This window comes from Streptomyces sp. NPDC005775 (assembly GCF_042871565.1).
Classification (GTDB): Bacteria; Actinomycetota; Actinomycetes; order Streptomycetales; family Streptomycetaceae; genus Streptomyces.
Window position 1 is genome coordinate 159,835 of the sequence record NZ_JBIAIU010000006.1, and the last position, 24,477, is coordinate 184,311.

At 72.8% G+C, this 24,477-nt stretch carries 22 protein-coding genes; 11 read left to right on the forward strand and 11 right to left on the reverse strand.

Annotated elements, in window-relative coordinates:
• Positions 1–6: 6 nt before the first annotated feature.
• Genes ACFYPA_RS16310 through ACFYPA_RS16335 form a run of 6 tightly spaced genes read right to left on the reverse strand, consistent with a single transcriptional unit; the run spans position 7 to position 5,442 of the window.
• Complete coding sequence (locus ACFYPA_RS16310) at positions 7–1,215, reverse strand: cytochrome P450 (protein ID WP_359077954.1); 1,209 nt, start codon at positions 1,213–1,215, stop codon at positions 7–9.
• Positions 1,212–2,477 carry a cytochrome P450 gene (locus tag ACFYPA_RS16315; RefSeq protein WP_359316269.1) on the reverse strand — a complete coding sequence of 422 codons (1,266 nt, stop codon included), beginning with the start codon at positions 2,475–2,477 and terminating at the stop codon, positions 1,212–1,214. The genes ACFYPA_RS16310 and ACFYPA_RS16315 overlap by 4 nt, the downstream gene beginning before the upstream one ends.
• Complete coding sequence (locus ACFYPA_RS16320) at positions 2,474–3,127, reverse strand: ATP/GTP-binding protein (protein ID WP_359077958.1); 654 nt, start codon at positions 3,125–3,127, stop codon at positions 2,474–2,476. The genes ACFYPA_RS16315 and ACFYPA_RS16320 overlap by 4 nt, the downstream gene beginning before the upstream one ends.
• A complete protein-coding gene (locus ACFYPA_RS16325; protein WP_219573777.1) occupies positions 3,108–3,473 on the reverse strand; it encodes a DUF742 domain-containing protein in 366 nt (121 codons plus the stop codon). Before ACFYPA_RS16325 ends, ACFYPA_RS16320 begins: the two co-directional genes overlap by 20 nt.
• Positions 3,470–3,898: a roadblock/LC7 domain-containing protein gene (locus tag ACFYPA_RS16330; protein ID WP_359077960.1), complete on the reverse strand. Its 429-nt coding sequence runs from the start codon at positions 3,896–3,898 to the stop codon at positions 3,470–3,472. The genes ACFYPA_RS16325 and ACFYPA_RS16330 overlap by 4 nt, the downstream gene beginning before the upstream one ends.
• Positions 3,895–5,442 (reverse strand): ATP-binding protein, encoded by a 1,548-nt coding sequence (locus ACFYPA_RS16335; RefSeq protein WP_389132353.1) that lies wholly within the window; start codon positions 5,440–5,442, stop codon positions 3,895–3,897. The genes ACFYPA_RS16330 and ACFYPA_RS16335 overlap by 4 nt, the downstream gene beginning before the upstream one ends.
• Positions 5,443–5,721: 279 nt before the next feature.
• On the opposite strand from ACFYPA_RS16335, the gene ACFYPA_RS16340 reads away from it, so the two are divergent.
• Positions 5,722–8,574 carry an FAD-binding and (Fe-S)-binding domain-containing protein gene (locus ACFYPA_RS16340; RefSeq protein ID WP_359077964.1) on the forward strand — a complete coding sequence of 951 codons (2,853 nt, stop codon included), beginning with the start codon at positions 5,722–5,724 and terminating at the stop codon, positions 8,572–8,574.
• 50 nt (positions 8,575–8,624) lie between these two features.
• Here ACFYPA_RS16340 and ACFYPA_RS16345 read toward each other — a convergent pair whose 3' ends face one another.
• The 4 genes from ACFYPA_RS16345 to ACFYPA_RS16360 all read right to left on the reverse strand — a co-directional run bounded on the left by ACFYPA_RS16345 (position 8,625) and on the right by ACFYPA_RS16360 (position 11,547).
• Positions 8,625–9,029: a type II toxin-antitoxin system VapC family toxin gene (locus tag ACFYPA_RS16345; RefSeq protein WP_359077966.1), complete on the reverse strand. Its 405-nt coding sequence runs from the start codon at positions 9,027–9,029 to the stop codon at positions 8,625–8,627.
• The gene (locus ACFYPA_RS16350; protein ID WP_359077968.1) at positions 9,026–9,307 is read right to left on the reverse strand and encodes a type II toxin-antitoxin system prevent-host-death family antitoxin; all 282 of its coding nucleotides are present in this window, start codon (positions 9,305–9,307) and stop codon (positions 9,026–9,028) included. Before ACFYPA_RS16350 ends, ACFYPA_RS16345 begins: the two co-directional genes overlap by 4 nt.
• Before the next feature lie 73 nt (positions 9,308–9,380).
• Positions 9,381–10,532 carry a serine hydrolase domain-containing protein gene (locus ACFYPA_RS16355; protein ID WP_359077970.1) on the reverse strand — a complete coding sequence of 384 codons (1,152 nt, stop codon included), beginning with the start codon at positions 10,530–10,532 and terminating at the stop codon, positions 9,381–9,383.
• 76 nt (positions 10,533–10,608) lie between these two features.
• On the reverse strand, positions 10,609–11,547 hold the full coding sequence (locus tag ACFYPA_RS16360; RefSeq protein ID WP_389132358.1) for a LysR substrate-binding domain-containing protein: 939 nt from the start codon (positions 11,545–11,547) through the stop codon (positions 10,609–10,611).
• A gap of 173 nt (positions 11,548–11,720) precedes the next feature.
• Between ACFYPA_RS16360 and ACFYPA_RS16365 the strand changes: the two genes are divergently transcribed.
• Positions 11,721–12,671 carry an EamA family transporter gene (locus ACFYPA_RS16365; RefSeq protein ID WP_359077974.1) on the forward strand — a complete coding sequence of 317 codons (951 nt, stop codon included), beginning with the start codon at positions 11,721–11,723 and terminating at the stop codon, positions 12,669–12,671.
• An 88-nt stretch (positions 12,672–12,759) separates the two neighbouring features.
• The gene (locus tag ACFYPA_RS16370; protein ID WP_389132361.1) at positions 12,760–13,275 is read left to right on the forward strand and encodes a DUF664 domain-containing protein; all 516 of its coding nucleotides are present in this window, start codon (positions 12,760–12,762) and stop codon (positions 13,273–13,275) included.
• A 27-nt stretch (positions 13,276–13,302) separates the two neighbouring features.
• On the opposite strand, the gene ACFYPA_RS16375 is transcribed toward ACFYPA_RS16370, so the two are convergent.
• Positions 13,303–13,836 (reverse strand): GNAT family N-acetyltransferase, encoded by a 534-nt coding sequence (locus tag ACFYPA_RS16375; RefSeq protein ID WP_359077977.1) that lies wholly within the window; start codon positions 13,834–13,836, stop codon positions 13,303–13,305.
• 159 nt (positions 13,837–13,995) lie between these two features.
• Here ACFYPA_RS16375 and ACFYPA_RS16380 point away from each other — a divergent pair, with 159 nt between their 5' ends.
• From ACFYPA_RS16380 to ACFYPA_RS16415, 8 genes are all read left to right on the forward strand, one after another.
• Positions 13,996–14,790 carry a TIGR03084 family metal-binding protein gene (locus ACFYPA_RS16380; RefSeq protein WP_389132364.1) on the forward strand — a complete coding sequence of 265 codons (795 nt, stop codon included), beginning with the start codon at positions 13,996–13,998 and terminating at the stop codon, positions 14,788–14,790.
• A complete protein-coding gene (locus ACFYPA_RS16385; RefSeq protein WP_389132367.1) occupies positions 14,787–16,532 on the forward strand; it encodes an acyclic terpene utilization AtuA family protein in 1,746 nt (581 codons plus the stop codon). Before ACFYPA_RS16380 ends, ACFYPA_RS16385 begins: the two co-directional genes overlap by 4 nt.
• Positions 16,529–18,127: a carboxyl transferase domain-containing protein gene (locus tag ACFYPA_RS16390; protein ID WP_359077983.1), complete on the forward strand. Its 1,599-nt coding sequence runs from the start codon at positions 16,529–16,531 to the stop codon at positions 18,125–18,127. The genes ACFYPA_RS16385 and ACFYPA_RS16390 overlap by 4 nt, the downstream gene beginning before the upstream one ends.
• A gap of 109 nt (positions 18,128–18,236) precedes the next feature.
• Positions 18,237–20,192 (forward strand): acetyl/propionyl/methylcrotonyl-CoA carboxylase subunit alpha, encoded by a 1,956-nt coding sequence (locus tag ACFYPA_RS16395; RefSeq protein ID WP_389132371.1) that lies wholly within the window; start codon positions 18,237–18,239, stop codon positions 20,190–20,192.
• Positions 20,189–21,385 carry an acyl-CoA dehydrogenase family protein gene (locus ACFYPA_RS16400; protein WP_359352604.1) on the forward strand — a complete coding sequence of 399 codons (1,197 nt, stop codon included), beginning with the start codon at positions 20,189–20,191 and terminating at the stop codon, positions 21,383–21,385. The genes ACFYPA_RS16395 and ACFYPA_RS16400 overlap by 4 nt, the downstream gene beginning before the upstream one ends.
• Positions 21,386–21,544: 159 nt before the next feature.
• Entirely contained in the window at positions 21,545–23,119 is a 1,575-nt protein-coding gene (locus ACFYPA_RS16405; RefSeq protein ID WP_359077989.1) for a 4-coumarate--CoA ligase family protein, read from the forward strand.
• Positions 23,116–23,850, forward strand: coding sequence for an enoyl-CoA hydratase family protein (locus ACFYPA_RS16410; protein WP_359077990.1), 735 nt, complete (start codon positions 23,116–23,118; stop codon positions 23,848–23,850). Before ACFYPA_RS16405 ends, ACFYPA_RS16410 begins: the two co-directional genes overlap by 4 nt.
• A complete protein-coding gene (locus tag ACFYPA_RS16415) occupies positions 23,838–24,416 on the forward strand; it encodes a TetR/AcrR family transcriptional regulator (protein WP_359077992.1) in 579 nt (192 codons plus the stop codon). The genes ACFYPA_RS16410 and ACFYPA_RS16415 overlap by 13 nt, the downstream gene beginning before the upstream one ends.
• Positions 24,417–24,477 lie beyond the last annotated feature (61 nt).

Below are 24,477 nucleotides of genomic sequence, written 5' to 3' on the forward strand. Positions count from 1 at the left end.
GGGTGGTCAGCCCAGCTCGACCGGGAGGTCGAACAGGTCGTTCTGGGTGACGATCGGCTTGTTGCGCAGCTCGGAGGCCGGCACGGCGAGCTCCAGTTCCGGGAAGCGCTCGTAGAGGGCGGGGAGGGCCACTCCTGCTTCCAGGCGGGACAGCGCCGCACCGGGGCAGACGTGCGGGCCGTGGCCGAAGGCGATGTGGCGGTTGGGGGTGCGGGCCGCGTCGAACTCGCCGGCGGTCGGTCCGTACTGCGCCTCGTCCCGGCCCAGTGCGCCGAAGGACACGATCAGGGCCTCGCCCTTGGGCAGGACCTTGTCACCGACTGCCACGTCCTCCGTCGCGAAGCGGATCAGGACGTGGGAGGTCGGGGTGTTCCAGCGCAGGGTCTCCTCGATCACGTTCTCCCACGGCAGCTCGCCGCTCAGGACCTGCTTGCGCTGCTCGGGGTGGGTTTCGAGGGCGACGACGGCGTTCACGATCAGGCTGATCGTCGTCTCGTGGCCCGCCGCGATGATCAGCTGGAGGGTGTTGACGATCTCCTCGTTGGTGAGGTGGTCGCCGTCCTCGGAGGCCGCGATCAGCGCGCTGGTCAGGTCGTCGCCCGGCTCGGCCCGCTTCGCGTCGACGATCTTCGTGAAGAGGGCGCCGAGGTCCGCCATCATCTGCGGGACCTCCTCCGGCGGTGTCTGCGTGGAGAAGAACTTCTCGAAGAGTTCCTTGAGGCGGGGGTGGTCGGCGCCGTCGACACCCATCAGCTCGCTGATCACGTTCATTGGCAGCGGGTAGGCGAACTCGGCCTTCAGGTCGACCTTCTCGCCCTTGGGCAGCGCCGCGAGGCGGTCCAGGCTCGCGGTCGTCAGCGCCTCGATCCCCGCGCGCAGCCGCTCCACCCGCTTCACGGTGAGGGCCTGCGCGACCAGGGTGCGCAGCCGGCGGTGGTCGGCGCCGTCGACGGTCAGCATGGAGCGGCCGGGGTTGGCCAGGCCGATCAGCGGCCAGTCCATCGGGATCTCGCCGCGCTGCCAGGCGCCCCAGACGTTGATGTCCTTCACGATCCGGGAGTCGGTCAGCAGCTGCCGGGCCTCCGCGTGGTGCGTGACCGCGTAGCAGTGCACCCCGCCGGGCAGCTCCACCTCGGCGAGCGGCCCGGCAGCCCGCAGGGCGGCGCTCTCGCCGTCGAGGTCGGCGACGAACGGGTCGAGGGCGATGCGGGTCATATCTGGCCTCCGTTGGCGGAACCTGTGGCGGGGGTCGGCGTGAAGGCGACGGGCAGGTCCGTCAGGCCCCGCAGCCATGGGGAGGGGCGCCGGGTGAGCTGCTCGGCGGGGACGTCGAGGTCGATGTCCGGGAGGCGGTCCAGGAGGACCTCGATGCCGGTACGGGCGATGACCTCGGCGGTCTCCTGGGCCGGGAACGGGCAGCGGTGCTCGCCGTGGCCGAAGGAGAGGAAGGCGTTGTTGCCGCCGGTGAGCGCGGATCCGTCGGTGCGGACCTGCGGGTCGGCGTTGGCGGCGGCGATGCCGAGGAGCAGCAGGTCGCCGGCCTGGATGTGACGGCCCCCGAGGTGGGTGTCGCGCGAGGCCCAGCGGCCGGCGACGTTCTGCGTCGGGGTGTCCTCCCAGAGGACTTCGTTCATGGCCTCGGCGACGCTGTGCCGGCCGCCGGAGAGGGAGGCGGCGAAGCGGTCGTCGGTGAGCATCAGGCGCAGCGAGTTGCCCATCCAGTCGGCGGTCGGCTGGTGGCCGGCGGCCATCATGACCATGAGGTCCTGGGCGACCTCCTCGTCCGTGAAGCCGCCGGGGTCGGCCAGCATCCGGGTGGCGACGTCGTCGGCCGGCTGGGTGTGCTTGTCGGCCAGCAGCTGGAACATGGACGTGCCGAGGTGCTGCTGACCGGCCAGGGCGCGTTCCCGGCCGTCGATCATGTCGTTGATCGAGCCGACGAGCGCGTCGCCGACCTCGTCGCTGAACCCGTAGATCCGGGCCAGGACGCGGGCGGGGAGCAGCATCGCGTACTCGGCGATGATGTCGGTCGAGCCCTTGGAACAGAACCGGTCGATGAGGTCGTCGGCGAACTCCTCCGCGTACCGCTTGAGGGCGAACGGGTCGACCGCCTCCAGGGCGTTGCTGATCATCCGGGCGCGCTCGACGTGGCGGGGGCCGACCGTGTAGAGGATCGAAGGCTGCTTGCGGCCGATCATCGGGAGCAGGGGCCAGTCGTCGGGGATGTTCTCCCACTGGCTCCAGAGGTCGGAGTCGCGGCTGAACAGCACCGGGTCGCTGGTGACCTGGTGCAGTTCGCGGTAGCCGAGGATCAGCCAGGCCGGGACGTCGCCGTCCAGGACGACGGGGGCGACGGCGCCGTGGTCGCGGCGCATCTCCCGGTACAGCTGGGTGGGTTCGGTCTGGAAGCGGGGCCCGGACAGGGGTGCGCGTCCGTGCGCGGGGCAGCCCGGGGGTGGTTCGGGTGGCTGGGTCACGGGGTGGGCTCCGGGGTCTTCTCCGGAGCGGTTTCCGGACGGGCGGCGGAGGTGGAGGAGCTGACCGTGCCCCTGGAGAGGGCGTAGAGGTGCTCCACCAGCGTGATCAGGACGTACTTGCTGGAGGACCGGTCCCGGGCGTCGCACTCCACGAGCGGTACGTCGTCCGAGAGGGCGAGCGCCTCGCGGATCTGCTGCTCGGTGTGGAGGGGGCCGCCGAAGTCGTTGCACGCCACGATGAACGGCGTGCCGTGGTGCTCCAGCCGGTCGATGGCGTACCAGGAGTCGGCGAGGCGCCGGGTGTCGACGAGGACGACCGCGCCGAGCGTCCCGGAGAACAGCCGGTCCCAGAGGAACCAGAAGCGCTCCTGGCCGGGTGCGCCGAAGAGGTAGAGGACGGAGCGGGCGTCGAGCGTGATCCGGCCGAAGTCGAAGGCGACGGTGGTGGACGTCTTCGACTGCACCCCGTCGAGGTGGTCGACGGCCTCGCCCGCGCGGGTCATGGTCTCCTCCGTGTTGAGCGGACGGATCTCGCTCACGGATCGGACCATGGTGGTCTTGCCGACCCCGAAGCCGCCGACGACGACTATTTTCAGTCCGTTGTCGGCCGTGGCCTGCAGGGCGGCACGGTCAGAGGTTGCGGAGTCCAACGAGCACCTGTTCCAGGATGTCGGGGTCGGGGAGCCGGTCCGCGACACGGGCGGTACGGGGGTGGCGGGCGCTGATCCGGCCGGTGTCGAGCAGGTCGCACAGCAGGATGCGCACGATGCTGACGGGCAGGTTCAGTCCGGCGGCGAGTTCGACGACGGCGGTGGGCCGTTCGCACATCCGCAGGATCGTGACGTGCTCCGACTGCATGCCGGGGGCCGGCTCGCATTCGGAGACGACCAGCGTCACCAGGTCGAAGGCGGCCGAATCGGAGCGGCTGCGGCCACCGGTGAGGGTGTACAGCCGGTCCGGGTCGTCGTCCCGGCCGGGGCGGGGGCGCGGGGTCATACGGTCGCGGTTTCGGAGGCTTCTGCGGGCTCGCGCGGCGGGGCGACGAGGTGCTCGCCGAGCTGCTCGACGAGCTCGCTCATGTTGTGGCCGACAAGGCCGACGTCGGCGTCCTCGGAGGCGACGACCGCGAGGTGGGCTCCGGCGCCGGCCTCCACGATGAACAGCACGCCGCCGTAGAACTCGGCCATGGCGGAGCGTACGCCGCCGGTGCCGTCGCCGAACTCGACGGACGCGCCGTGCGAGAGGCTCTGGATTCCGGCCGAGATCGCGGCCAGCTGGTCCGCCTGGTCGACGGAGAGCTCGGGGGTACGGCACAGCTTGAGGCCGTCCCTGGACAGCACGAGGGCGTGACGGGCGCCGGGAGTGCGCTCAAGGAGCCCCTCCAGCAGCCAGTTGAGCTTCTCGTCGGTGGTCGCGGTCATCGGGTGTTGCCTTCCGGGTGCGGGGAGTTGGGCCGTACTGCCTGGCGGAAGCTGCTGAAGCGGGCTGCCTGGGCCTTGGGGTCGGACGCACGGGGCCGGGGGGTGGAGCCGTCGGCCGTTTCGGCCTCCGACGCTTCGGAGGCCGCCCGGGCGCGGGACTCGGCGGCGGCCAGGGTGCGGCCGCGCGAGCGCTTGGGCAGGCCGCTCTCGCCGAACCGGGGGAGGCCGCCGGTGGTCTCCGAGCCGGAGTCTGAGCGCAGGGGCTCCGAGCCGGAGTCGGAGCGCAGGGGCTCCGAGCCGGAGTCGGAGCGCACGGGCTCCTGGGCGCGGGCGGTGGCGGCGGTCGCGTCGGGGGTCGCGTCCGTGCGGTCGGCGGCGGAGGCGTGGACCGGCTCGGGCTCGCGCGGGGCGGGGGCGGCCGGTTGGGCGGCGGCGGGCTCGGGGGCCGGCATCGGGGTGCGGGTGATGATCTCCTGGGGGAGCATCATCAGCGCGCCGGTGCCGCCGCGCGCGGAGGGCCGGAACGAGACGGTCAGACCGTGCTTGCGGGCGAGGCGGCCGACGACGGCGAGGCCGAGGCGGGTTCCGGAGAGGCCGGTCAGGTCCTGGTCCGTCGCGGAGACGGCCCGCTCGGCGCGGCGCAGCTGCACGTCGCTCATGACCAGGCCGCTGTCCTCGACGGTCAGCACGATGCCGGCCGGGACCTCCTCCACGTACACGTGGACCTCGGCGGTGGGCGGCGAGAAGTTGGCAGCGTTGTCAAGGAGTTCGGCGAGCGCGTGCATGACGCCCTCGGCGGCGTGCCCGGCGATGGCGACATCGCTGGTGGAGTGGAGACGGATGCGCTGGTATCCGCTGATCCGCCCCATCGCGCCGCGCAGGATGGACTCCATCACGATCGGCTTCGCCCAGCGCCGGCCGGAGCGGGCGCCGGTCAGCACGGCGATGGAGTCGGCCAGCCGGCCCGCCTGGGCGGTGCGGTGGTCCAGGTGCAGCAGGTCGCCCAGGACGTCCTCGGCGGAGTGCCGGTGCTCCATGTCCCGCAGGTCGGCGAGCATGCTGGTGGCGAGGGCCTGCATCCGGCCCGCGGCGTTGGCGCAGGCGGCGACGGCGGCGGAGCGCTCGGTGTCACTGCGGGCGGCGCGGGCCTTGAGGCGCGCGTTTTCGGCGGTGAGCTGCTCGGTGCCGGCCGTGGCGTCCTTGATGACGCGGGCCGTCTCGGCGGCCGCCGCGGCCTTGATCCTGGCCGTCTCGGCGGTGAACCGCTGGGCGTCGGCCGCGGACGCCGACACCATGCGCGAGGTCTCGGCGGTGAACCGGCCGCTCTCGGCGGCCAGCAGTTCGCGCAGTCGGCGCGCGGCGAGGCGGGCGTGGACGGCGGTGGCGACGGCGGCGGAGAGCAGCACGGCGGCGGCGCTCGCCCCCCAGGCCACTGCGGTCCTGGCCGACTCGGGAGCGGCGGCGACCGCCCACAGGCACAGGGATCCGGTGAGGGCCACGGTGACCAGCAGGGCCAGTGCGGTCGGCCGGGTTGAGGGGCGCAAGCGGAGTCCTTGGGGGGCGGACGGTGATGGATGGGACGGTTCGGGCGAGTCGTGACGGTGATGATCAAATGCGACAACTGGAACTGAGAATTCCCAGACAAGTCTGGGTCACTATATGAGAATTGACGATCTGTTTGGGAAGAACTTGTGGTGTTCTCTGTTCCGTTTGTGTTTGCGAGCCCGGCATATTTCGACGTATTGACGTAATCGGCGGAAACGCGCGGGGCCGTCGGGCGGGGCGGCCGGGTGCGTCCGCCGGGCCGACGGCATCCTGGCCGGATGGCATTCGGCAAGGCTCACCCCGGCGGTACCCCCACCGCGCTCGTCCGTGAACTGCGCGCGTCCGTGAGGGGCGAGGTCGCGTTCGACGCCACGGCGCGCGCCCTGACGACGATGGACGCCTCCAACTACCGGCGGGTCCCCCTCGGCGTCGTCGCTCCGCGCGACGCCGACGACATCACCGCCGCGCTCGCCGTCTGCCGGGCGCACGGGGTGCCCGTCGTGCCGCGCGGCGGCGGTACGTCCATCGCCGGGCAGGCCACCGGCACGGGCGTCGTCCTCGACCTCACCCGCCACCTGCGCACCCTCGTGGACCTGGACGCCGGCTCCCGCACGGCCGTGGTCCAGCCGGGCGTCGTCCTGGACGACCTGCGGGCCGCCGCCGCCCCGCACGGGCTGACGTTCGGCCCGGACCCCTCCACGCACAGCCGCTGCACCATCGGCGGCATGATCGGCAACAACTCCTGCGGCTCCCACTCGGTCGCCTGGGGCACCACCGCCGACAACGTCCACGCCCTGACCGTCGCCCGCTACGCCGGTGACACCCTGCGGCTGGAACAGGGGGCCGAAGGCCCCGCCGGTCTCCGTGAACTGATCGCCGGCCACCTCGCACTCCTGCGCACAGGATTCCCCGAACTACCGCGCCGCATCTCCGGTTACGCCCTGGACGCCCTGCTGCCCGAGAACGGCCCCGACCCCGTCCGCGCGTTCTGCGGCAGCGAGGGCACGCTCGGCGTCGTGACGGAGGCTACGGTGCGGCTGGTCGACTCACCCCCCGCCCGCGCGCTCGCCGTCCTCGGCTACGCCGACGAGTCCGCCGCCGCCGAGGCCGCCCCCGGCCTCCTCCCCCACCACCCGCTGACCGTCGAGGGCATGGCCGCCGACCTCGTACGCGAACCGGCCGGGCTGCCGCGCGGCGCCGCCTGGCTGTTCGCCGAGACGGGCGGCGCCACCCCGGCCGAGGCCCGCGCCCACGCCGAGCGCCTCGTCCGGGCCGCTTCGGCGGACGCGGTGGACACCGCCGTCGTCACCGACCCGGCCGGCCAGAGGGCCCTGTGGCGGATCCGGGAGGACGCGGCCGGGACGGCGACCCGGATGCCCGACGGGAGCGAGGCCTGGCCCGGGTGGGAGGACTGCGCCGTGCCGCCCACCCGGCTCGGGCCCTACCTCCGGGACTTCCGCGCCCTGCTGGCCGAACACGGCCTGCGCGGCACGCCGTACGGGCACTTCGGCGACGGCTGCATCCACGTCCGGATCGGCTTCGACCTGCTGTCCGGCGCGGGCGTCGCCCGCTTCCGCCGCTTCTCCGAGGACCTCGCCTCACTCGTCGTCGCGCACGGCGGCTCCCTCTCCGGCGAACACGGCGACGGCCAGGCACGCGCCGAACTCCTCCCCCGGATGTACGGGGACGAACTGGTCGCCCTCTTCGCCCGGTACAAGGACCTCTGGGACCCCGACGGCGGCATGAACCCGGGCATCCTCGCCCGCCCGGCTCGCCTCGACGAGAACCTCCGCTTCGACGTGCTCCCCAAGAAGCCGGTCGACGTCGCCTTCGGCTACCCGCACGACGGCGGCGACTTCTCGGCGGCGGTGCGCAGGTGCGTCGGGGTCGCCAAGTGCCGTACGGAGCAGGCCTCGGGCCCGTCCGTGATGTGCCCCTCCTTCCGCGCCACCGGCGAGGAGGCCCACTCGACGCGCGGCCGGGCCCGGCTCCTCCACGAGATGCTGGCCGGGACGGCGGGCGGGGTGATCACGGACGGCTGGCGCTCGACGGAGGTACGGGACGCGCTCGACCTGTGCCTGTCCTGCAAGGGCTGCCGCAGTGACTGCCCGGTGGGCGTCGACATGGCCACGTACAAGGCGGAGTTCCTGCACCACCACTACCGCCACCGGCTGCGCCCGGCCGCGCACTACGCGATGGGGTGGCTGCCGCGGTGGCTGCGCCTCGCCGCGCCCCTCGCGCGGCCGCTGAACGCGCTGGCCCGGGTGCGCCCGCTCGCGGCCCTGGCCAAGCGGCTGGCGGGCATCGCGCCGGAGCGCGGCATCCCGGTCCTGGCGCGGGAGACGTTCACGCGGTGGCTCCTGCGCCGCCAGGGCAGGGGGACCTTCCTCTACTCGAACGACGAGGTGGCGCTCCTGTGGCCCGACACCTTCACCGAACACCTCTCGCCCGAGGTGGGCCGGGCGGCGGTCCGCGTGCTGGAGTCGGCGGGACGGACGACGCTGACGCCCGGGAGCGGCCTGTGCTGCGGGCTCACGTACGTCTCGACCGGCCAGCTGACCCGGGCGCGCCGGGTGATGCGCCGCACGCTGAAGCGGCTGGGCGGCGTGCTGGGCGACCCCGTGATCGTCCTGGAGCCGAGCTGCGCGGCGACGCTGCGCACCGACCTGCCGGAGCTCCTGCCGGACGACCCCCGTGCCGCCGAACTGGCGTCATCGGTCCGTACGTTGGCCGAGTACCTGGAGGAGTACGCCCCCGACTGGCAGCCCCCGCGCCTCGCCCGCCCGGTCACCGGCCAGACGCACTGCCACCAGCACGCGGTCCTGGGCGATGCGGCGGACCGCCGCTTGCGGGAACGGGCCGGACTGGTGGGCGAGTTGGAGGGAGGCTGCTGCGGACTGGCCGGCAACTTCGGCTTCGAGCGGGGCCACTGGGAGGTGTCGGTCGCCTGCGCGGAGGACCGGTTGCTGCCGGCGGTGCGAGAGGCGGCGGCGCAGGACCCGGAGATCCTGGCGGACGGGTTCTCCTGCCGGACCCAGCTGGCCCAGCTGGGAGGCGTGCGGGCACGGCACCTCGCGGAGGTGCTGGCGGAGGGGCTGGAGACGGGTACGCCGCCCCCGGGCCCCCGCTAGCTCCTGTCTGGAGTCCCCCCGCGGCGTCGCGCTCGAACTCCGGACAGGACCTAAGCCGGCGCGTGCACAGGGAGCCCGAAATCGGTCGCGGCCCTGGCCAGTTCGCTGTCGTAGGTGACGAAGGCGGTGAGGCCCACCCGGAACGGGTCGGCGGTCGCCAGGTGGAGGGAGTCGAGAGTGCCGAGGCTGCGGGTCTGATAGGCGGTAGCGCGCGCCAGCACGGTGCTGGTGAGGTCGATCAGGTACACGCCCCGGACGGCCTGGGCCACGAAGTAGGCAATGCGCTCGGGGTCGATTCCGGCCCGGTGCAGTGTGCGGGTGATCTCCAGCCGGGCCAGATCGCTCGTCAGCAGTTCGGTTCCCTCCGGCAGCCCGGCACGCCAGGCGCGCAGGGCCTCGGACTCGGGTTCGGGCTTGATGAACTTGAGGAGCGCGCAGGAGTCGAGGTAGATCAACGCCGACGCTCCTCGTCGCGCTCCGACAGCAGGAGGTCGGAGAGGCTCGGCAGATTCGGGGCAAGTTCGGGAACCAGGTCCGGCATGCCCTGCTCGGCGGGCGGAGTGGCGTCTCCGGCCTCGATCATGCGACGGAGCGGGTCCGGTGTCTCGGCTTCGGGCACCATGCGCAGGACTGGTACGCCCCGGTCGGTGACGAGTATGGGCACGCCCGAGCGCACCAGCGCCACGGCCTTGGACGGGTTCTGGTTGAGTTCACGCAGCCCGATCGTTTCCATGCGTCTGAATGTAGCTACATAATGTAGGTACAGCAACCGGCGAGGTCGGGGCGGGTTGCCCCGCCCCCTCGGCTCAGTGCCGCGCGGCCGCCAGCACCGCCGCCACCAGCCGGGTGTTCTCCGGGCCCGCCCCGCCCGGGTACGCGTAGCGCCGGCGGGTGTAGCCGTACGCGATCCCGCTCGCCGGGTCCGCGAAGGCCTGCGATCCCGCCGCGCCGCAGTGGCCGAACGCGTCCTCGCCGAGGGACGGGTAGGGCATGTGCGGGCGCTCGAAGCCGAGGGCGAAGTGGTCGCTCTCCCCGGTCACCCGGTCGGTGCCGGCGAGGCCGAGCCGGGCGAACTCGGCGCGGGTCTCCGGCTTGAGGAGCGCGGGCCGGCCCGCGAACTCCGAGAGCGTGGCCGCGTACATCCCGGCCAGGGCGCGCGCCGAACCGACACCGCCCACCGACGCCGGGCCGAGCGCCCGCACGGACGGGATGTTGATCCACGCGACCAGGTCCGTCGGCACGTTGAAGGCCACCGGCTTCAGGCTCTCCGGGTCGGAAGGACGGGCGGCGATCTCCGCCGCCTGCTCGGGCGACGGGTTCATGGGCCGGATGGGGACGTAGCGCGGTTCCAGTTCGGCGGGCTGCCCCAGGTAGAGGTCCAGGCCGTAGGGGGCGCGGACGCGCTCCTCGAAAAGCTCCTGGATGGAGCGCCCGGTGGCCCGCCGCACCACCTCACCGGTGAGCGCGCCGATGACCAGCGCGTGATAGCCGTACTCCGTGCCCGGCTCCCAGAAGGGGGCCTGCTCCGCCAGCCGGGCGGCGATCGCCCGGTCGTCGGCCAGGTCGGCCTCGGTGAAGCCGCCCTCGACCCCGATGACCCCGGAGCGGTGGCCCAGCAGCTCCCGCAGCGTCAGCGCGCCCTTGCCCTCCGCCGCGAACTCCGGCCAGTACGAGGCGACCGTACGGTCCAGGTCGAGGGTGCCGTCCTGGACGAGCAGGGCGACGACGAGGTGGGCCGCGCCCTTGGTGGAGGAGAAGACGGCGGGCAGCGAGTCGCCGTCGATCCCGTCACCCGCCCAGAGGTCGACGACGAGCCGGCTGTCCCGGTACACGGCGAGCTGCGCGCCCGGCTCGTTGTGCTCCTCCGTGAGTACGGCGGTGAACTCGTCCCGTACGCCTTCGTAGCCGACGGCCACGGTGCCGTGCACGGTGACGTTGTTGGAGCGGTGGTCCGACATGGTCTCCCCCTGATGGGCGCGTCCCTCGCGCCTCCTTCACAGGGCCCCAACTGCCCGCGTGTACGCGAAAATTCCCTCAGTCGGCAGCGTTTCGCGCCACGATCTCGCGTGCCAGCGCGGCCAGGTCGGCGAGGGCCGGATGGCCGGGTGCGTCGCGGCGGGCGAGCACGACCGGCAGGGGCGGGGCGTCCGCGAGCGGGCGGTAGGCGACCCCGGCGTGCGGGTGCATGCCGGCTGTCGACGCTGCGGAGACCCCCGAGCCGCGGCCCGCCGCGATGGCGGCGAGCCAGTCGTCGGTGTTCGCCACGGTCAGGGTGGCGGAGGGGCGGGCGGACGGCGGCCACAGCTCGGAGGTCGTGGTGCCGGAGACGGTGTTCAGGACGACGGTGCCGGTCGCGAGATCGGCCAGCCGGAGCGTGGCGCGGGCGGCGAGGGGGCCGTCCGCCGCCACGGCGGCCACCCGCTCCTCCTCGTACAGCACCTCCGTGACGAGGCCCGGCGCGTCGACCGGGCCGCGCAGCAGTGCGGCATCGACCTCGCCCCGGGTCAGTCCGGCGGTGCGGTCGTCGATGCGGCGGAGTTCCAGTGGGGTCCTCGGGTGGCGCTCCTGCCAGGTGCGGAGCAGCGGGGTGGTGTACGGGCCGAACGCCGACCAGGCGTGGCCCAGCCGCAGCGGCCACCTGTGCAGCCCCTCCGTGTCGGTCGCCGCGTCGAAGGCCGCGACCGCGGCGGCGGCCCGGTCGCGGAAGGCGATGCCCTCGGGGGTGAGGTCCAGGTGGTGGGTGGAGCGGTCGACGAGCCGGATGCCGAGGTGGCGCTCCAGAGCGGCGAGGGTGCGGGAGACGGCGGGCTGGGTGAGCCGGAGCCGGGCGGCGGCCCGGGTGATGCTGGCCTCGTCCGCGACGGCGAGGAAGGCGCGCAAGTGGCGGATCTCGAGGGCGCGGCCGGTGTTCCCGGCCCTGCTCCCCGCTCTGTTCTCTGCCCTGTTCTCTGCCCTGTTCTCTCCCGCGCTCATGCGTGTGGAGCATAACGGGAGCCCAATGGGCATTTCACGTGCCGCGCGCAGGTCCTTACGGTGGAGAGACGCCCCGCACGAGGTGAGTGCAGTATCTTCAATCTCGCAGTGCAGTGTGTTGCACTGTCCTTCTCCATGACCCGCACGCGTGAACCCAGAAAGTCAGGCCACAGGTGAACGACCAGGGCACCGCCGCAGAAACGGCCGCCGCAGTCGCCGTACCCGAGGCGGTCACCGCCCTCGGCGAGCAGGGCGGCCCCGCCCGGGGAGGGCGCAGAGCGGCGCTCGCGCCGATCGCGCTGGTGGTCGCGGGCGGGCTCTCCGTCCAGTTCGGTTCGGCGGTAGCGGTGCTGCTGATGCCGAAGGCCGGCGCGCTCGGCGTCGTCACCCTGCGACTCGCCGCCGCGGCCCTCGTCCTGCTCGTCGTCTGCCGCCCGAAACTGCGCGGCCACTCGCGCGCCGACTGGGGCACCGTGGTGGCCTTCGGCCTCGCCATGGGCGCCATGAACACGCTCTTCTACCAGGCCGCCGACCGCATCCCGCTCGGCGCCGCCGTGACCCTGGAGGTGCTCGGCCCGCTCACCCTCTCGGTGGTCGCCTCGCGCCGCCTCGTCAACGTGATCTGGGCCGGACTCGCGCTGTGCGGTGTGGTGCTGCTGAGCGGCGGAGGGTTCGACCGGCTCGATCCGGTGGGCGCCGCGTACGCACTGGCCGCCGGTGCCATGTGGGCGGCGTACATCATCTTCAGCGCCCGCACCGGCCGCCGCTTCCCGCAGGCCGACGGGCTGGCCCTGGCCATGGTGGTGGCGGCCGTCCTCTCGCTGCCGCTCGGCATCATGGAGTCCGGCTCGAAGCTCCTCGTCCCCTCCACGCTCGGCCTCGGCGCCGCCGTCGCGCTGCTGAGCTCGGTCCTGCCGTACACCCTCGAACTCATGGCGCTGCGCAGGCTGCCCGCGCCCACCTTCGCGATCCTGATGAGCCTGGAACCCGCGATCGCGGCCGCGGCCGGCTTCTTCATCCTCGACCAGGCCCTCTCCACGACGGACGCCCTGGCCATCGCGCTGGTCATCGGCGCGAGCATGGGCGCCGTACGCAGCCAGATCGGCGGCGGCGGGAAGCGGTGACGACGGGCGCGGGCGGATGATCCCGTTCCGGCTGCGCCGCCGGGCGCCCGAATCTAGGGTGGTCGCGATATCCGACCTGGAGGAAAACATGCCGGAACGCGACGATCTGCTCGCGCTCGTGACCGACCAGCGCACCAATTTTCTCTACACCGTCGCGCAGCTCGACGACACGCAGGCGCGTGCCCGCACGACCGTCAGCGAGCTGACGCTCGGCGGTCTGCTGAAGCACCTCGGGCTCGTGCAGCGCAGTTGGCTGGACGTGGTCGACGGCACCGCCCCGGCCAAGATCGACTGGGCCGACCTCGACCCGGACGGCAACCGGATGACCGAGGCCGAGGAACTGCCCCGACTGCTGGAGGCGTTCCACACCGCGGCCGCCGCGTTCGACCGCACGGTGCGTGAGGCCGACCTCGACCGTGAGGTCACGCTGCCGGTGTACCCGTGGTCGCCCCCGGAGCCCGTCGTCTGGGCGGTCCGCCGCGTCCTGTGGCACATCTTCCGCGAGATCGCCCACCACAGTGGTCACGCCGACATCATCCGCGAGGCACTGGACGGGGCCAGCACGACGCTGAAGATGAAGGAGGCGGCGTCCGGGGAGAAGTAGCGCCGGTCGTCGTCCGGCGCGGGGCCGTCAGCCGACCCGCCGTGCCAGCACCTGGCCCGGCCATTCCCCGGACATGAAGGGGGTGGTGGGGGTGAAGCCGTTGCGCTCGTAGAAGGCGACCAGTTCGCCCCCGCCGCCCGCCCAGCAGTCGACCCGCAGCAACTCCACGCCCGCCCGCCGGGTCTCCTCGGCCGCATGGGCCAGCAGCGCCGCCCCGACACCCAGACCTGCGTGCCGGCGGTCGGAGATCAGGAGCCGCACGTACCGCTCGGGTTCACCGGCCGCCGCGATGGGCATCTGCGGGTTGGGCCCGTCGTCCAGGACCACCGCCCCGACGGGTGTGCCGCCCAGCTCCGCCACGTACGGGGTCTGGTCGGTCATGTACCGCCGCACCCGCTCCGCCCCGCCGGGTTTCCGCGAATAGGGTGTCGTGCCCCACTGCTGGGTGTTGCCGCGACCGTTCATCCAGGCCACCGCTCCATCGAGCATGTCCAGAACGGCGGGAGCGTCGGCCGGGACGCCGGGCCTGATCCGTATGTCACGTGTGGTGTCGAAGTTCACGGAGTCAGCCTAGGTCCGGACAGGGCCCGGGGCGGGGGTCCGGGGCGGCGGCTTCCTCCACGGCGCGACCGGAAAAGAAATCATGCAAGCACGCTTGATTGTTTTCTCTCCCGCTGGCAGGCTCCGGGTCACACCGCCACGCCCCGAGGGGAGCGCACCGTGTCCGATGCCGCAGCCGTGCTCGACGACCTGAGCGGTGAGAGTGAGGAACTCGACCTGCTCGTGGCCGGGTTGAACGCCTCGCAATGGGCGGGGGCGACACCCGCCGAGGGGTGGACCGTCGCCCACCAGGTGGCCCATCTCAGCTGGACCGACGAGGTCGCCCTGATCGCCGTCACGGAGCCCGAGCGGTTCGGTGACGAGGTGGCGAAGGCGATGAAGGACCCCGAGGGCTTCGTCGACCGGGCCGCCGAGGAGGTCGTCGCGGCGTACGCGCCGGACGCCCTGCTCGTACGCTGGCGCACCGGCCGGCAGCAGCTCCAGGAGGCCCTGCGCGCGGCACCCGCCGGGGCCCGTTTCCCCTGGTACGGGCCGCCGATGAGCGTCGCCTCCATGGCGACCGGGCGCCTCATGGAGACCTGGGCGCACGGCCAGGACATCGCCGACGCCCTCGGCGTCAGCCGCGCTCCCACCGCCCGGCTGCGGCACGTCGCCCGGATCGGGGTGCGGGCCCGCGACTACGCCTTCCTCGTACGGGGGATCCAGACACCCACGGAGGAGTTCAGGGTGGAACTGGAGTCCCCGGGCGGTGAGTTGATCTCCTACGGCCCCGAGGGCGCCGCCCAGCGCGTCACCGGACCGCTGTACGACTTCTGCCTGCTCGTCACCCAGCGCGCCCACCGCGACGACCTCGCCGTGCGGGCCGAGGGCGTCGACGCCGACACCTGGCTGGACATCGCCCAGGCCTTCGCCGGGCCCGCCGGGGCCGGGCGCTCCCCGAAGTCGGACCGATGACGCCGCCGCTGCGGATCGGCAACGCCTCCGGGTTCTACGGTGACCGCTTCGACGCCGTGCGCGAGATGCTCACCGAAGGCCCCCTCGACGTCCTCACCGGCGACTACCTCGCCGAGCTGACCATGCTCATCCTCGGCCGCAGCCGGCTCAAGGACCCCTCGCGCGGCTACGCCACCACCTTCCTGCGGCAACTGGAGGAGGGGCTCGGGCTCGCCCACGAGCGCGGCGTCAAGATCGTCACCAATGCCGGCGGGCTCAACCCGGCCGGACTGGCCGATGCGGTCAGGGAGTTGGCCGACAAGGTCGGTGTTCCGGTGCGCGTGGCCCATGTCGAGGGCGACAGCCTCCCCGTGCCCGACGGCTTCCTCACCGCCAACGCCTACCTCGGCGGGGCGGGCATCGCCGCCTGTCTGCGGGCCGGGGCGGACATCGTCGTCACCGGCCGGGTCACCGACGCCGCCCTCGTCACCGGACCCGCCGCCGCCCACTTCGGCTGGGGCCCCGAGGACCACGACGCGCTCGCCGGAGCCGTCGTCGCCGGACACGTACTGGAGTGCGGCACCCAGGCCACCGGCGGGAACTACTCCTTCTTCCGGGGCCACGACATCCGCCGCCCCGGCTTCCCCGTCGCCGAGATCCACGCCGACGGAAGCTCCGTCATCACCAAGCACGACGGCACGGGCGGCGTCGTCGACGCCGGCACGGTCACCGCCCAGCTGCTGTACGAGACGGGCGGCGCCCGGTACGCCGGACCCGACGTCACCGCCCGGCTCGACACCGTACGACTGACCCCCGACGGCCCCGACCGCGTCCGGATCTCCGGGGTGAAGGGCGAGGCCCCGCCGCCCACGCTCAAGGCCGGGCTCACCCGGCTCGGCGGGTGGCGCAACGAGGTCGTCTTCGTGCTCACCGGACTCGACGTCGACGCCAAGGCGCGGCTCGTCCGTGACCAGATCGCGGACGCCTTCGCACGGGCCGGCCGGCAACCCGACGAGGTGCGGTGGGAGTTCGTCCGCACCGACCGGACCGACGCCGCGACCGAGGAGACGGCGAGCGCCCTGCTGCGGCTCGTCGTCCGCGACCGGGAATCGGAGGCCGTGGGGCGCGCCCTGTCCGGCGCCGCGATCGAGCTGGCGCTCGGCAGCTACCCGGGCTTCCACGTCACCGCCCCGCCCGGGAAGGGCGCACCCTACGGGGTGTTCGAGGCCCGGTACGTACCGGCCGGGGACGTGGACCAGGTGGCCGTGCTGCCCGACGGCCGGCGCGAGGCGCAGTCCCCGGCCGCCCGTACGCGAGAACTGGCGGAGGTCGAACAGCCGTCGCTGCCGCCGCCGTTGGAAGCGGGCCCCACCCGCTCCGCGCCCCTCGGGCTCGTCGCGGGCGCCCGCAGCGGCGACAAGGGCGGCGACGCGAACGTCGGGGTGTGGGTCCGCGGCGAGGAGGCGTGGCGGTGGCTGGCCCACGAGCTGACCGTCGAGCGCCTGCGGGAACTCCTCCCGGAGACCGCCGGCCTCACCGTCGTACGCCATGTCCTGCCGAACCTGCGCGCCCTGAACTTCACCGTCCACGGCCTCCTCGGCGAGGGCGTCGCCGCCCAGCACCGCTTCGACCCGCAGGCCAAGGCCGTGGGGGAGTGGCTGCGCTCGCGCAGGCTGGAGATACCCGTGGCGCTGCTCCCGCCGCCGGAGGGCGAGGCCCCCGACTCCCTGGACAGCGCCGACGCACCGGAGGTGCACGCATGACCGTCCTGCCCACCGGGCTCGACACCGCGAGCCCCGAATACGACGCGAACCGCGCCGCCATGCTCGACAAGCTCGCCGCACTGGACACCGCGCACGCCAAGGCGCTGGAGGGCGGCGGCGAGAAGTACGTGGAGCGGCACCGCTCGCGCGGCAAGCTCCTGGCCCGTGAGCGGATCGAGTTGCTCGTCGACCGCGACACCCCGTTCCTGGAGCTGTCGCCGCTCGCGGCCTGGGGCAGCGACTACGCGGTCGGCGCCTCGCTCGTCACCGGCATCGGGGTGGTGGAGGGCGTCGAGTGCCTGATCACCGCCAACGACCCGACCGTACGCGGCGGCGCCTCCAACCCCTGGACGCTGAAGAAGGCCCTGCGGGCCAACGAGATCGCCTTCGCCAATCGGCTCCCGGCCATCAGCCTGGTCGAGTCCGGCGGCGCCGATCTGCCGTCCCAGAAGGAGATCTTCATCCCGGGCGGGGCGCTCTTCCGTGACATCACCCGGCTCTCGGCCGCCGGCATCCCGACCGTGGCCGTCGTGTTCGGCAACTCCACCGCCGGTGGGGCGTACGTCCCCGGCATGTCCGACCACACCGTCATGATCAAGGAGCAGTCCAAGGTCTTCCTCGGCGGCCCGCCCCTGGTGAAGATGGCCACCGGTGAGGAGAGCGACGACGAATCGCTCGGCGGCGCCGAGATGCACGCCCGCACCTCCGGCCTCGCCGACCACTTCGCGCTCGACGAGCACGACGCCCTGCGCCAGGCCCGCCGCATCGTCGCCCGCCTCAACTGGCGCAAGGAACACCCCGATCCGGGACCGGCCGAGCCGCCCAAGTACGACGAGGACGAGCTGATCGGCATCGTGCCCGGCGACCTGAAGGCCCCCTTCGACCCGCGCGAGGTCATCGCCCGGCTGGTCGACGGCTCGGACTTCGACGCGTTCAAACCGCTCTACGGGACCAGCCTGGTCACCGGCTGGGCCCGGCTGCACGGCTACCCCGTCGGCATCCTCGCCAACGCCCAGGGTGTGCTGTTCAGCGAGGAGTCGCAGAAGGCGGCCCAGTTCATCCAGCTCGCCAACCAGCGCGACATCCCGCTGCTCTTCCTGCACAACACCACCGGCTACATGGTCGGCAAGGAGTACGAACAGGGCGGCATCATCAAGCACGGCGCGATGATGATCAACGCGGTGTCGAACTCCAGGGTTCCGCACCTGTCCGTCCTGATGGGCGCCTCCTACGGCGCCGGGCACTACGGCATGTGCGGCAGGGCCTACGACCCGCGCTTCCTGTTCGCCTGGCCCAGCAGCAAGTCCGCCGTCATGGGCCCGCAGCAACTGGCCGGAGTCCTGTCCATCGTCGCCCGCGCCTCCGCCGCCGCGAAGGGCCGGCCGTACGACGACGAGTCGGACGCCGCGCTGCGCGCCATGGTCGAGCAGCAGATCGAGGCCGAGTCCCTGCCGATGTTCCTGTCCGGGCGGCTGTACGACGACGGGGTCATCGACCCGCGCGACACCAGGACCGTCCTCGGCATGTGCCTGTCCGCCATCCACACCGCACCGGTCGAGGGCGCCCGCGGCGGCTTCGGCGTCTTCCGGATGTGAGGAGCACCCCCCTTCGCGGCCGAACCGCCGCCGCCCTCGCGGAGGTGGTCGCTCGCCGTAGGGGTTCCTCGATTGCTGGTCGCGGTGTTCTAGCGGAAAGAGTTCTCCCTTGACAGCCACTATTCACTCACTCATCGTCGCCAACCGGGGCGAGATCGCCTGCCGGATCTTCCGCACCTGCCGCGCACTCGGCATCGCGACCGTCGCCGTGTACTCCGACGCGGACGCCGACGCGCTGCACGTGCGGGAGGCCGACACCGCCGTACGGCTGCCGGGGGCCGCGCCCTCCGACACGTATCTGCGCGGCGATCTCGTCGTCGCCGCCGCCCTCGCGGCGGGCGCCGACGCCGTCCACCCCGGGTACGGGTTCCTCTCCGAGAACGCCGGATTCGCCGCCGCCGTGCAGGACGCGGGGCTGGTCTGGGTCGGCCCGCCGGTCAAGGCCATCGAACTGATGGCGTCCAAGACCCGCGCCAAGGAGCTCATGGCCGCCGCCGGGGTACCGCTGCTCACCCCCGTCGACCCGGCCGCCGCCCGTGCCGAGGACCTGCCGCTGCTGCTCAAGGCCGCGTCGGGCGGCGGCGGGCGCGGCATGCGGATCGTACGAGAACTGGGCGATCTTCCCGGGGAGCTGACGGCCGCGGCGGCGGAGGCGCTGTCCGCGTTCGGGGACGGTGAGGTCTTCGCCGAGCCGTACGTGGAGCGCGGCCGGCACGTCGAGGTCCAGATCATGGCAGACGAACACGACGGCGTCTGGGCGCTCGGCACCCGCGACTGCTCGCTCCAGCGACGCCACCAGAAGGTCATCGAGGAGGCCCCCGCGCCCGGCCTCGACGACGCGCTCCGGGGCAGGCTGCACGACGCCGCCACGGCCGCGTCACGGGCGGTCGGCTACCGGGGTGCCGGCACGGTCGAATTCCTGGTCGCCGCGGACGGGCGTCCGTACTTCCTGGAGATGAACACCCGCCTCCAGGTCGAACACCCCGTCACCGAGGCCGTGTTCGGCCTCGACCTCGTCGCCCTGCAACTGCGGATCGCGGAAGGGGAGCCCCTGCCCTCCGCCGCACCGCCGCCGCCCGCCGGGCACGCGGTCGAGGCCCGGCTCTACGCCGAGGACCCGGCCCGCGACTGGCAGCCGCAGACCGGAGCACTGCTCTCGTTCGAGGTGCCGGACGAGCCCGGGCTGCGCCTGGACACCGGATACACCGGCGGCGACACCATCGGCGTGCACTACGACCCGATGCTCGCCAAGGTCATCGCCCACGCCCCGACCCGTACGGAAGCCGTGCGCCTGCTCGCCCGCGCCCTGGAGCGCGCCCGCGTCCACGGCCCGGTCACCAACCGCGAGCTCCTTGTCCGCTCCCTGCGGCACCCGGACTTCGTCGCCGCCCGCCTCGACACCGGCTTCTACGACCGGCACCTGGGCGCGCTGACCGCCGAGGCCGACGAGGCGGACCAGCGCCTCGCCGCCACCGCCGCCGCCCTCGCCGAGGCGACCCGGGACGCCCCCGGTGGCGTCGCCCGCTTCGGAGCCTGGCGCAACGTCGCCTCGCAGCCCCAGCTCAGGCGCTACCGGAGCGAACCCGACGGCCGCGAGCACGAGATCGCCTACCGCGCCACCCGCGACGGGCTCGCACCCACGGACGGCACCCGCGTCATGGCCGTCCGGTCCGACCGCGTCACGCTCGAAACGGGCGGCGTCACCCGGCACTTCGGCGTCGCCGCTCACCGCGACCGGCTGTACGTGGACACCGCCACCGGCTCGTACACGTTCACCGCCCTGCCCCGCTTCACCGACCCCACCGAACGCACCGAACCCGGCTCCCTCCTCGCCCCGATGCCCGGCACCGTCGTCCGCGTCGCCGACGGCCTCGCGGCCGGGGCCGCCGTCGAGGCCGGGCAGCCGCTGATCTGGCTGGAGGCGATGAAGATGGAGCACCGCATCCTCGCCCCCGCGTCCGGCACCCTCACCGCCCTGCACGCCGCGCCCGGCCTCCAGGTGGAGGTCGGCGCCCTGCTCGCCGTCGTCACCGAAACCGCAGACCTCGTGGAGGAGAACGCATGAGCACCGTCCTCGAAACCGAAGAGCACCAGGCGCTGCGCGCCGCCGTCGCCGCCCTCGGAAAGCGGTACGGCAGGGACTACTCCACCGCCCTCGCCCGCAAGGGCGAGCACCCGCGTGAGCTGTGGGCCGAGGCGGGCAAGCTCGGCTACCTCGGCGTCAACCTTCCCGAGGAGTACGGCGGCGGAGGCAGCGGGATGGCCGAACTCGCCATCGTTCTGGAGGAGTTGGGTGCCGCGGGATCGCCGCTGCTGATGATGGTCGTCTCGCCGGCCATCTGCGGCACCGTGATAGCCCGCTTCGGGACCGACGACCAGAAGCGACAGTGGCTCCCCGGCCTCGCCGACGGCAGCCTCACCATGGCCTTCGGGATCACCGAACCCGACGCCGGATCCAACTCCCACCGGATCACCACCACCGCCCGCCGCGACGGCGAGGAGTGGGTGCTCACCGGGCGCAAGGTCTTCGTCTCCGGCGTCGACATCGCCGACGCCACCCTCATCGTCGGCCGTACCGAGGACGCCCGGACCGGCAAGCTGAAGCCCTGCCTGTTCATCGTCCCGCGCGAGGCACCCGGCTTTCAGCGCTCCCACATCGAGATGGAACTCCAGGCGCCGGAGAAGCAGTTCGAACTCGTCCTGGACGACGTACGCCTGCCCGCCGACGCCCTCGTCGGTGGGGGCACCTCCCGCTCGAGCGAAGCCGAGAGTGGGGGAGAGGACGCCGGACTCCTCCAGCTCTTCGCCGGTCTCAACCCCGAACGGATCATGACCGCCGCCTTCGGTATCGGCATGGGCCGGTTCGCGCTGGGACGCGCCGTCGAGTACGCGAAGACCCGCCAGGTGTGGAAGGAGCCCATCGGCGCCCACCAGGCCATCGCGCACCCCCTCGCCCAGGCACACATCGAACTGGAACTGGCCCGGCTGATGATGCAGAAGGCCGCCCGCCTCTACGACGACGGCGACGACATCGGCGCGGGCGAGGCCGCCAACATGGCGAAGTACGCGGCCGGAGAGGCGTGCGTCAAAGCGGTCGACCAGGCCGTGCACACCCTCGGCGGCAACGGCCTGACCCGTGAGTACGGTCTCGCGTCCCTGATCACCGCGTCCCGGGTGGCGCGGATCGCGCCGGTCAGCCGGGAGATGATCCTCAATTACGTCTCCCACCAGTCCCTGGGCCTCCCCAAGTCGTACTGACCGCCCCCGACGACCCGCTCCCAGCCCGTCCGGGGCCTTCCCGTCCCCCGCGGTCGGAGGCGATGCTGACCCTCTCCACCACCGAACGGCCGCTCGGCGCCCCCGCTGCCCCCGGAGCGTGGTGCCGGACAGGCCGTACCCGCGTCGAAGGGAACCGCCATGGTGTTCCACAGCGAGTACGAAGACGTTCCGGCCCTCGAAACGCCCATCCACGACACGGTCCTCGGCGGGGCCGCGGCCTTCGGTGACACCGCCGCCCTGATCGACGGCACCAACGGCATGAGCGTCACCTACGCCCAGCTCGACACCTTCCACCGCCGCATCGCGGCCCACCTCGCCGAGGCGGGCCTGCGCAAGGGCGACGTCCTCGCCCTGCACAGCCCCAACACGATCGCCTACCCCGCCGTGTTCTACGGGGCCACGCGCGCCGGAGCATCCGTCACCACCGTGCACCCGCTGGCCACCGCCGAGGAGTTCGCCAAGCAGCTGCGGGACAGCGCGGCGCGCTGGATCGTCACCGTGTCCCTGTTCCTCGACGTCGCCCGCCGGGCGGCCGAACTCGCCGGCGGCATCCGGGAGATCTTCGTCTGCGACCAGGCCGAGGGGCACACCTCCGTACTCGACATGCTCGGCTCCACCGCCCCCGAACCCGAGATCGTGTTCGGCCCCGAGGACATCGCCGCGCTCCCGTACTCCTCCGGAACCACCGGCGCCCCCAAGGGCGTCATGCTCACCCACCGCTCCATCGGCACCAACCTGGAGCAGCTGCGCCCCTTCATCCCCATGGAGCCCGGCCACAGCATCCTGGCCGTCCTCCCCTTCTTCCACATCTACGGGCTGACCGCCCTGATGAACGTCCCCCTGCGCTGCGGGGCCACCGTTGTCGTGCTGCCCCGCTTCGACCTCGACCAGTTCCTCGGCGTGATCCAGGAACACCGCATCACCGGCCTGTACGTGGCCCCGCCCATCGTCCTGGCCCTCGCCAAACACCCGGCCGTCGGCAACTACGACCTGTCCTCGCTCGAGTACATCGTCAGCGCCGCCGCACCCCTGGACGCCGACCTCGCCGCCGCCTGCTCCGCCCGCCTCGGCGTGCCGCCCGTCCGGCAGGCGTACGGCATGACGGAACTCTCGCCCGGCACCCACGTCGTGCCCCTCGACATCGAGAACCCGCCGCCCGGAGCCGTCGGCAAACTGCTGCCCAGCACCGAGATGCGGATCGCGTCCATCGAGGACCCGGGGAAGGACCTCGGCATCGACACCGACGGCGAGATCCTCATCCGCGGCCCGCAGGTGATGAAGGGCTACCTCGGCCGCCCCGAAGCCACCGCCGACATGATCGACGGCGACGGCTGGGTGCACACCGGCGACGTCGGACGCGTCGACGCCGACGGATGGCTGTTCGTCGTCGACCGGGTCAAGGAACTCATCAAGTACAAGGGCTACCAGGTCGCCCCCGCCGAACTCGAAGCGCTGCTCCTCACCCACGAGGCGATCGCCGACGCGGCCGTCATCGGGGTGTACGACACCGACGGCAACGAGATCCCGAAGGCCTTCCTCGTACGGCAGCCGGCCGCCCCGGACCTCACCGCCGAGGACGTCATGGCGTACGTTGCCGAGCGCGTGGCCCCGTACAAGAAGATCCGCCGCGTCGAGTTCGTCGACGCGGTACCGCGCGCGGTCTCCGGCAAGATCCTGCGTCGCGAACTGCGTGACAGGGAGAAGCAGCCATGACCCTCGCCCCACCCACCCACGACCGCGGCATCACGACCCTCACCCTCGACTCCCCGGCCAACCGCAACGCCCTGAGCACAGCGCTGGTGGCAGGGCTGACCGAAGCCCTCGACGCCTGCGCGGCCGACGACACCGTGCGGGCGGTGGTCCTCACCCACACCGGCAACACGTTCTGCGCGGGCGCCGACCTCAAGGCCCCGGCCGACCCGCACGCCTTCGTCGCCCTCATGCGGCGCATCGTCACGCTGCCGAAACCGGTCGTCGCCCGGGTCACCGGCCACGTCCGGGCCGGCGGCCTCGGACTGCTCGGCTCCTGCGACATCTCGGTCGCGGGCCCCGACTCCTCCTTCGCCCTCACCGAATCCCGCCTGGGCCTCGCCCCCGCCGTCATCTCCCTGCCCCTGCTGCCCCGACTGGACCCACGAGCCGCATCCCGCTACTACCTCACCGGCGAACGCTTCGACGCGACGGAGGCCGCCAGGACCGGGCTCGTCACCCTCGCGGCGGAGGACGTGGACAAGGCGCTCGTACCGGTACTCGACGGACTGCGCAGGGCCTCGCCCCAGGGGCTGGCCGCATCGAAGGAGCTGGTCACGGCTACTGTGCGGGAGACTTTCGACCAGTACGCCGAAGACCTCATCGCCCGCTCCGCGGCACTCTTCGCCTCCGACGAGGCCCGGGAGGGGATGACGGCCTTCCTGGAACGACGGGATCCCGCATGGCGGCTCTGACACCACCCAAGCAGGACCGCAGCCGTGCCACCCGGCAGAAGCTCCTCGAAGCCGCGGTCGCCTGCCTCGCCGAACACGGCTGGGCAGGCTCCACCGTCTCCGTCGTCGCCGAACGCGCCGGCGTCTCGCGCGGGGCCGCCCAGCACCACTTCCCCACCCGCGAGGACCTCTTCACCGGAGCCGTCGAGTACGTCGCCGAGGAACGCTCCGCGGCCCTGCGCGCCGTCCCCGTCCAGGACCGCGCCGCCGTCGTCGCCGCCCTCGTCGACCTCTACACCGGCCCGCTCTTCCGCGCGGCGCTCCAGCTCTGGGTCGCCGCCTCCAACGAGGAACAGCTCCGCCCCCGCGTCACCGAACTCGAAGCCCGCGTCGGCCGCGAGACGCACCGCATCGCCGTCGGCCTCCTGAACGCCGACGAGACCCGCCCCGGCGTACGGGAAACGGTCCAGGGCCTCCTCGACATGGCCCGGGGCCTCGGCCTCGCCAACGTCCTCACGGACGACACCGCCCGCCGCCGCAGGGTGGTGGCGCAGTGGGCGGCGCTGCTGGACGAGTCGCTGGGCTGAGCCGCCGGACCTCGACCGGGGCGTGCCAAGGGCCCCGGATATCCTGCTCGTCCTGAACAGG

Coding starts and splice junctions, on each gene's coding strand:
- ACFYPA_RS16310 (WP_359077954.1), bottom strand. CDS start 1,215: ATGACCCGCATCGCCCTCGACCCGTTCGTCGCCGACCTCGACGGCGAG.
- ACFYPA_RS16325 (WP_219573777.1), bottom strand. CDS start 3,473: ATGACCCCGCGCCCCCGCCCCGGCCGGGACGACGACCCGGACCGGCTG.
- ACFYPA_RS16330 (WP_359077960.1), bottom strand. CDS start 3,898: ATGACCGCGACCACCGACGAGAAGCTCAACTGGCTGCTGGAGGGGCTC.
- ACFYPA_RS16340 (WP_359077964.1), top strand. CDS start 5,722: ATGGCATTCGGCAAGGCTCACCCCGGCGGTACCCCCACCGCGCTCGTC.
- ACFYPA_RS16350 (WP_359077968.1), bottom strand. CDS start 9,307: ATGGAAACGATCGGGCTGCGTGAACTCAACCAGAACCCGTCCAAGGCC.
- ACFYPA_RS16355 (WP_359077970.1), bottom strand. CDS start 10,532: ATGTCGGACCACCGCTCCAACAACGTCACCGTGCACGGCACCGTGGCC.
- ACFYPA_RS16360 (WP_389132358.1), bottom strand. CDS start 11,547: ATGAGCGCGGGAGAGAACAGGGCAGAGAACAGGGCAGAGAACAGAGCG.
- ACFYPA_RS16370 (WP_389132361.1), top strand. CDS start 12,760: ATGCCGGAACGCGACGATCTGCTCGCGCTCGTGACCGACCAGCGCACC.
- ACFYPA_RS16385 (WP_389132367.1), top strand. CDS start 14,787: ATGACGCCGCCGCTGCGGATCGGCAACGCCTCCGGGTTCTACGGTGAC.
- ACFYPA_RS16390 (WP_359077983.1), top strand. CDS start 16,529: ATGACCGTCCTGCCCACCGGGCTCGACACCGCGAGCCCCGAATACGAC.
- ACFYPA_RS16400 (WP_359352604.1), top strand. CDS start 20,189: ATGAGCACCGTCCTCGAAACCGAAGAGCACCAGGCGCTGCGCGCCGCC.
- ACFYPA_RS16405 (WP_359077989.1), top strand. CDS start 21,545: ATGGTGTTCCACAGCGAGTACGAAGACGTTCCGGCCCTCGAAACGCCC.
- ACFYPA_RS16410 (WP_359077990.1), top strand. CDS start 23,116: ATGACCCTCGCCCCACCCACCCACGACCGCGGCATCACGACCCTCACC.
- ACFYPA_RS16415 (WP_359077992.1), top strand. CDS start 23,838: ATGGCGGCTCTGACACCACCCAAGCAGGACCGCAGCCGTGCCACCCGG.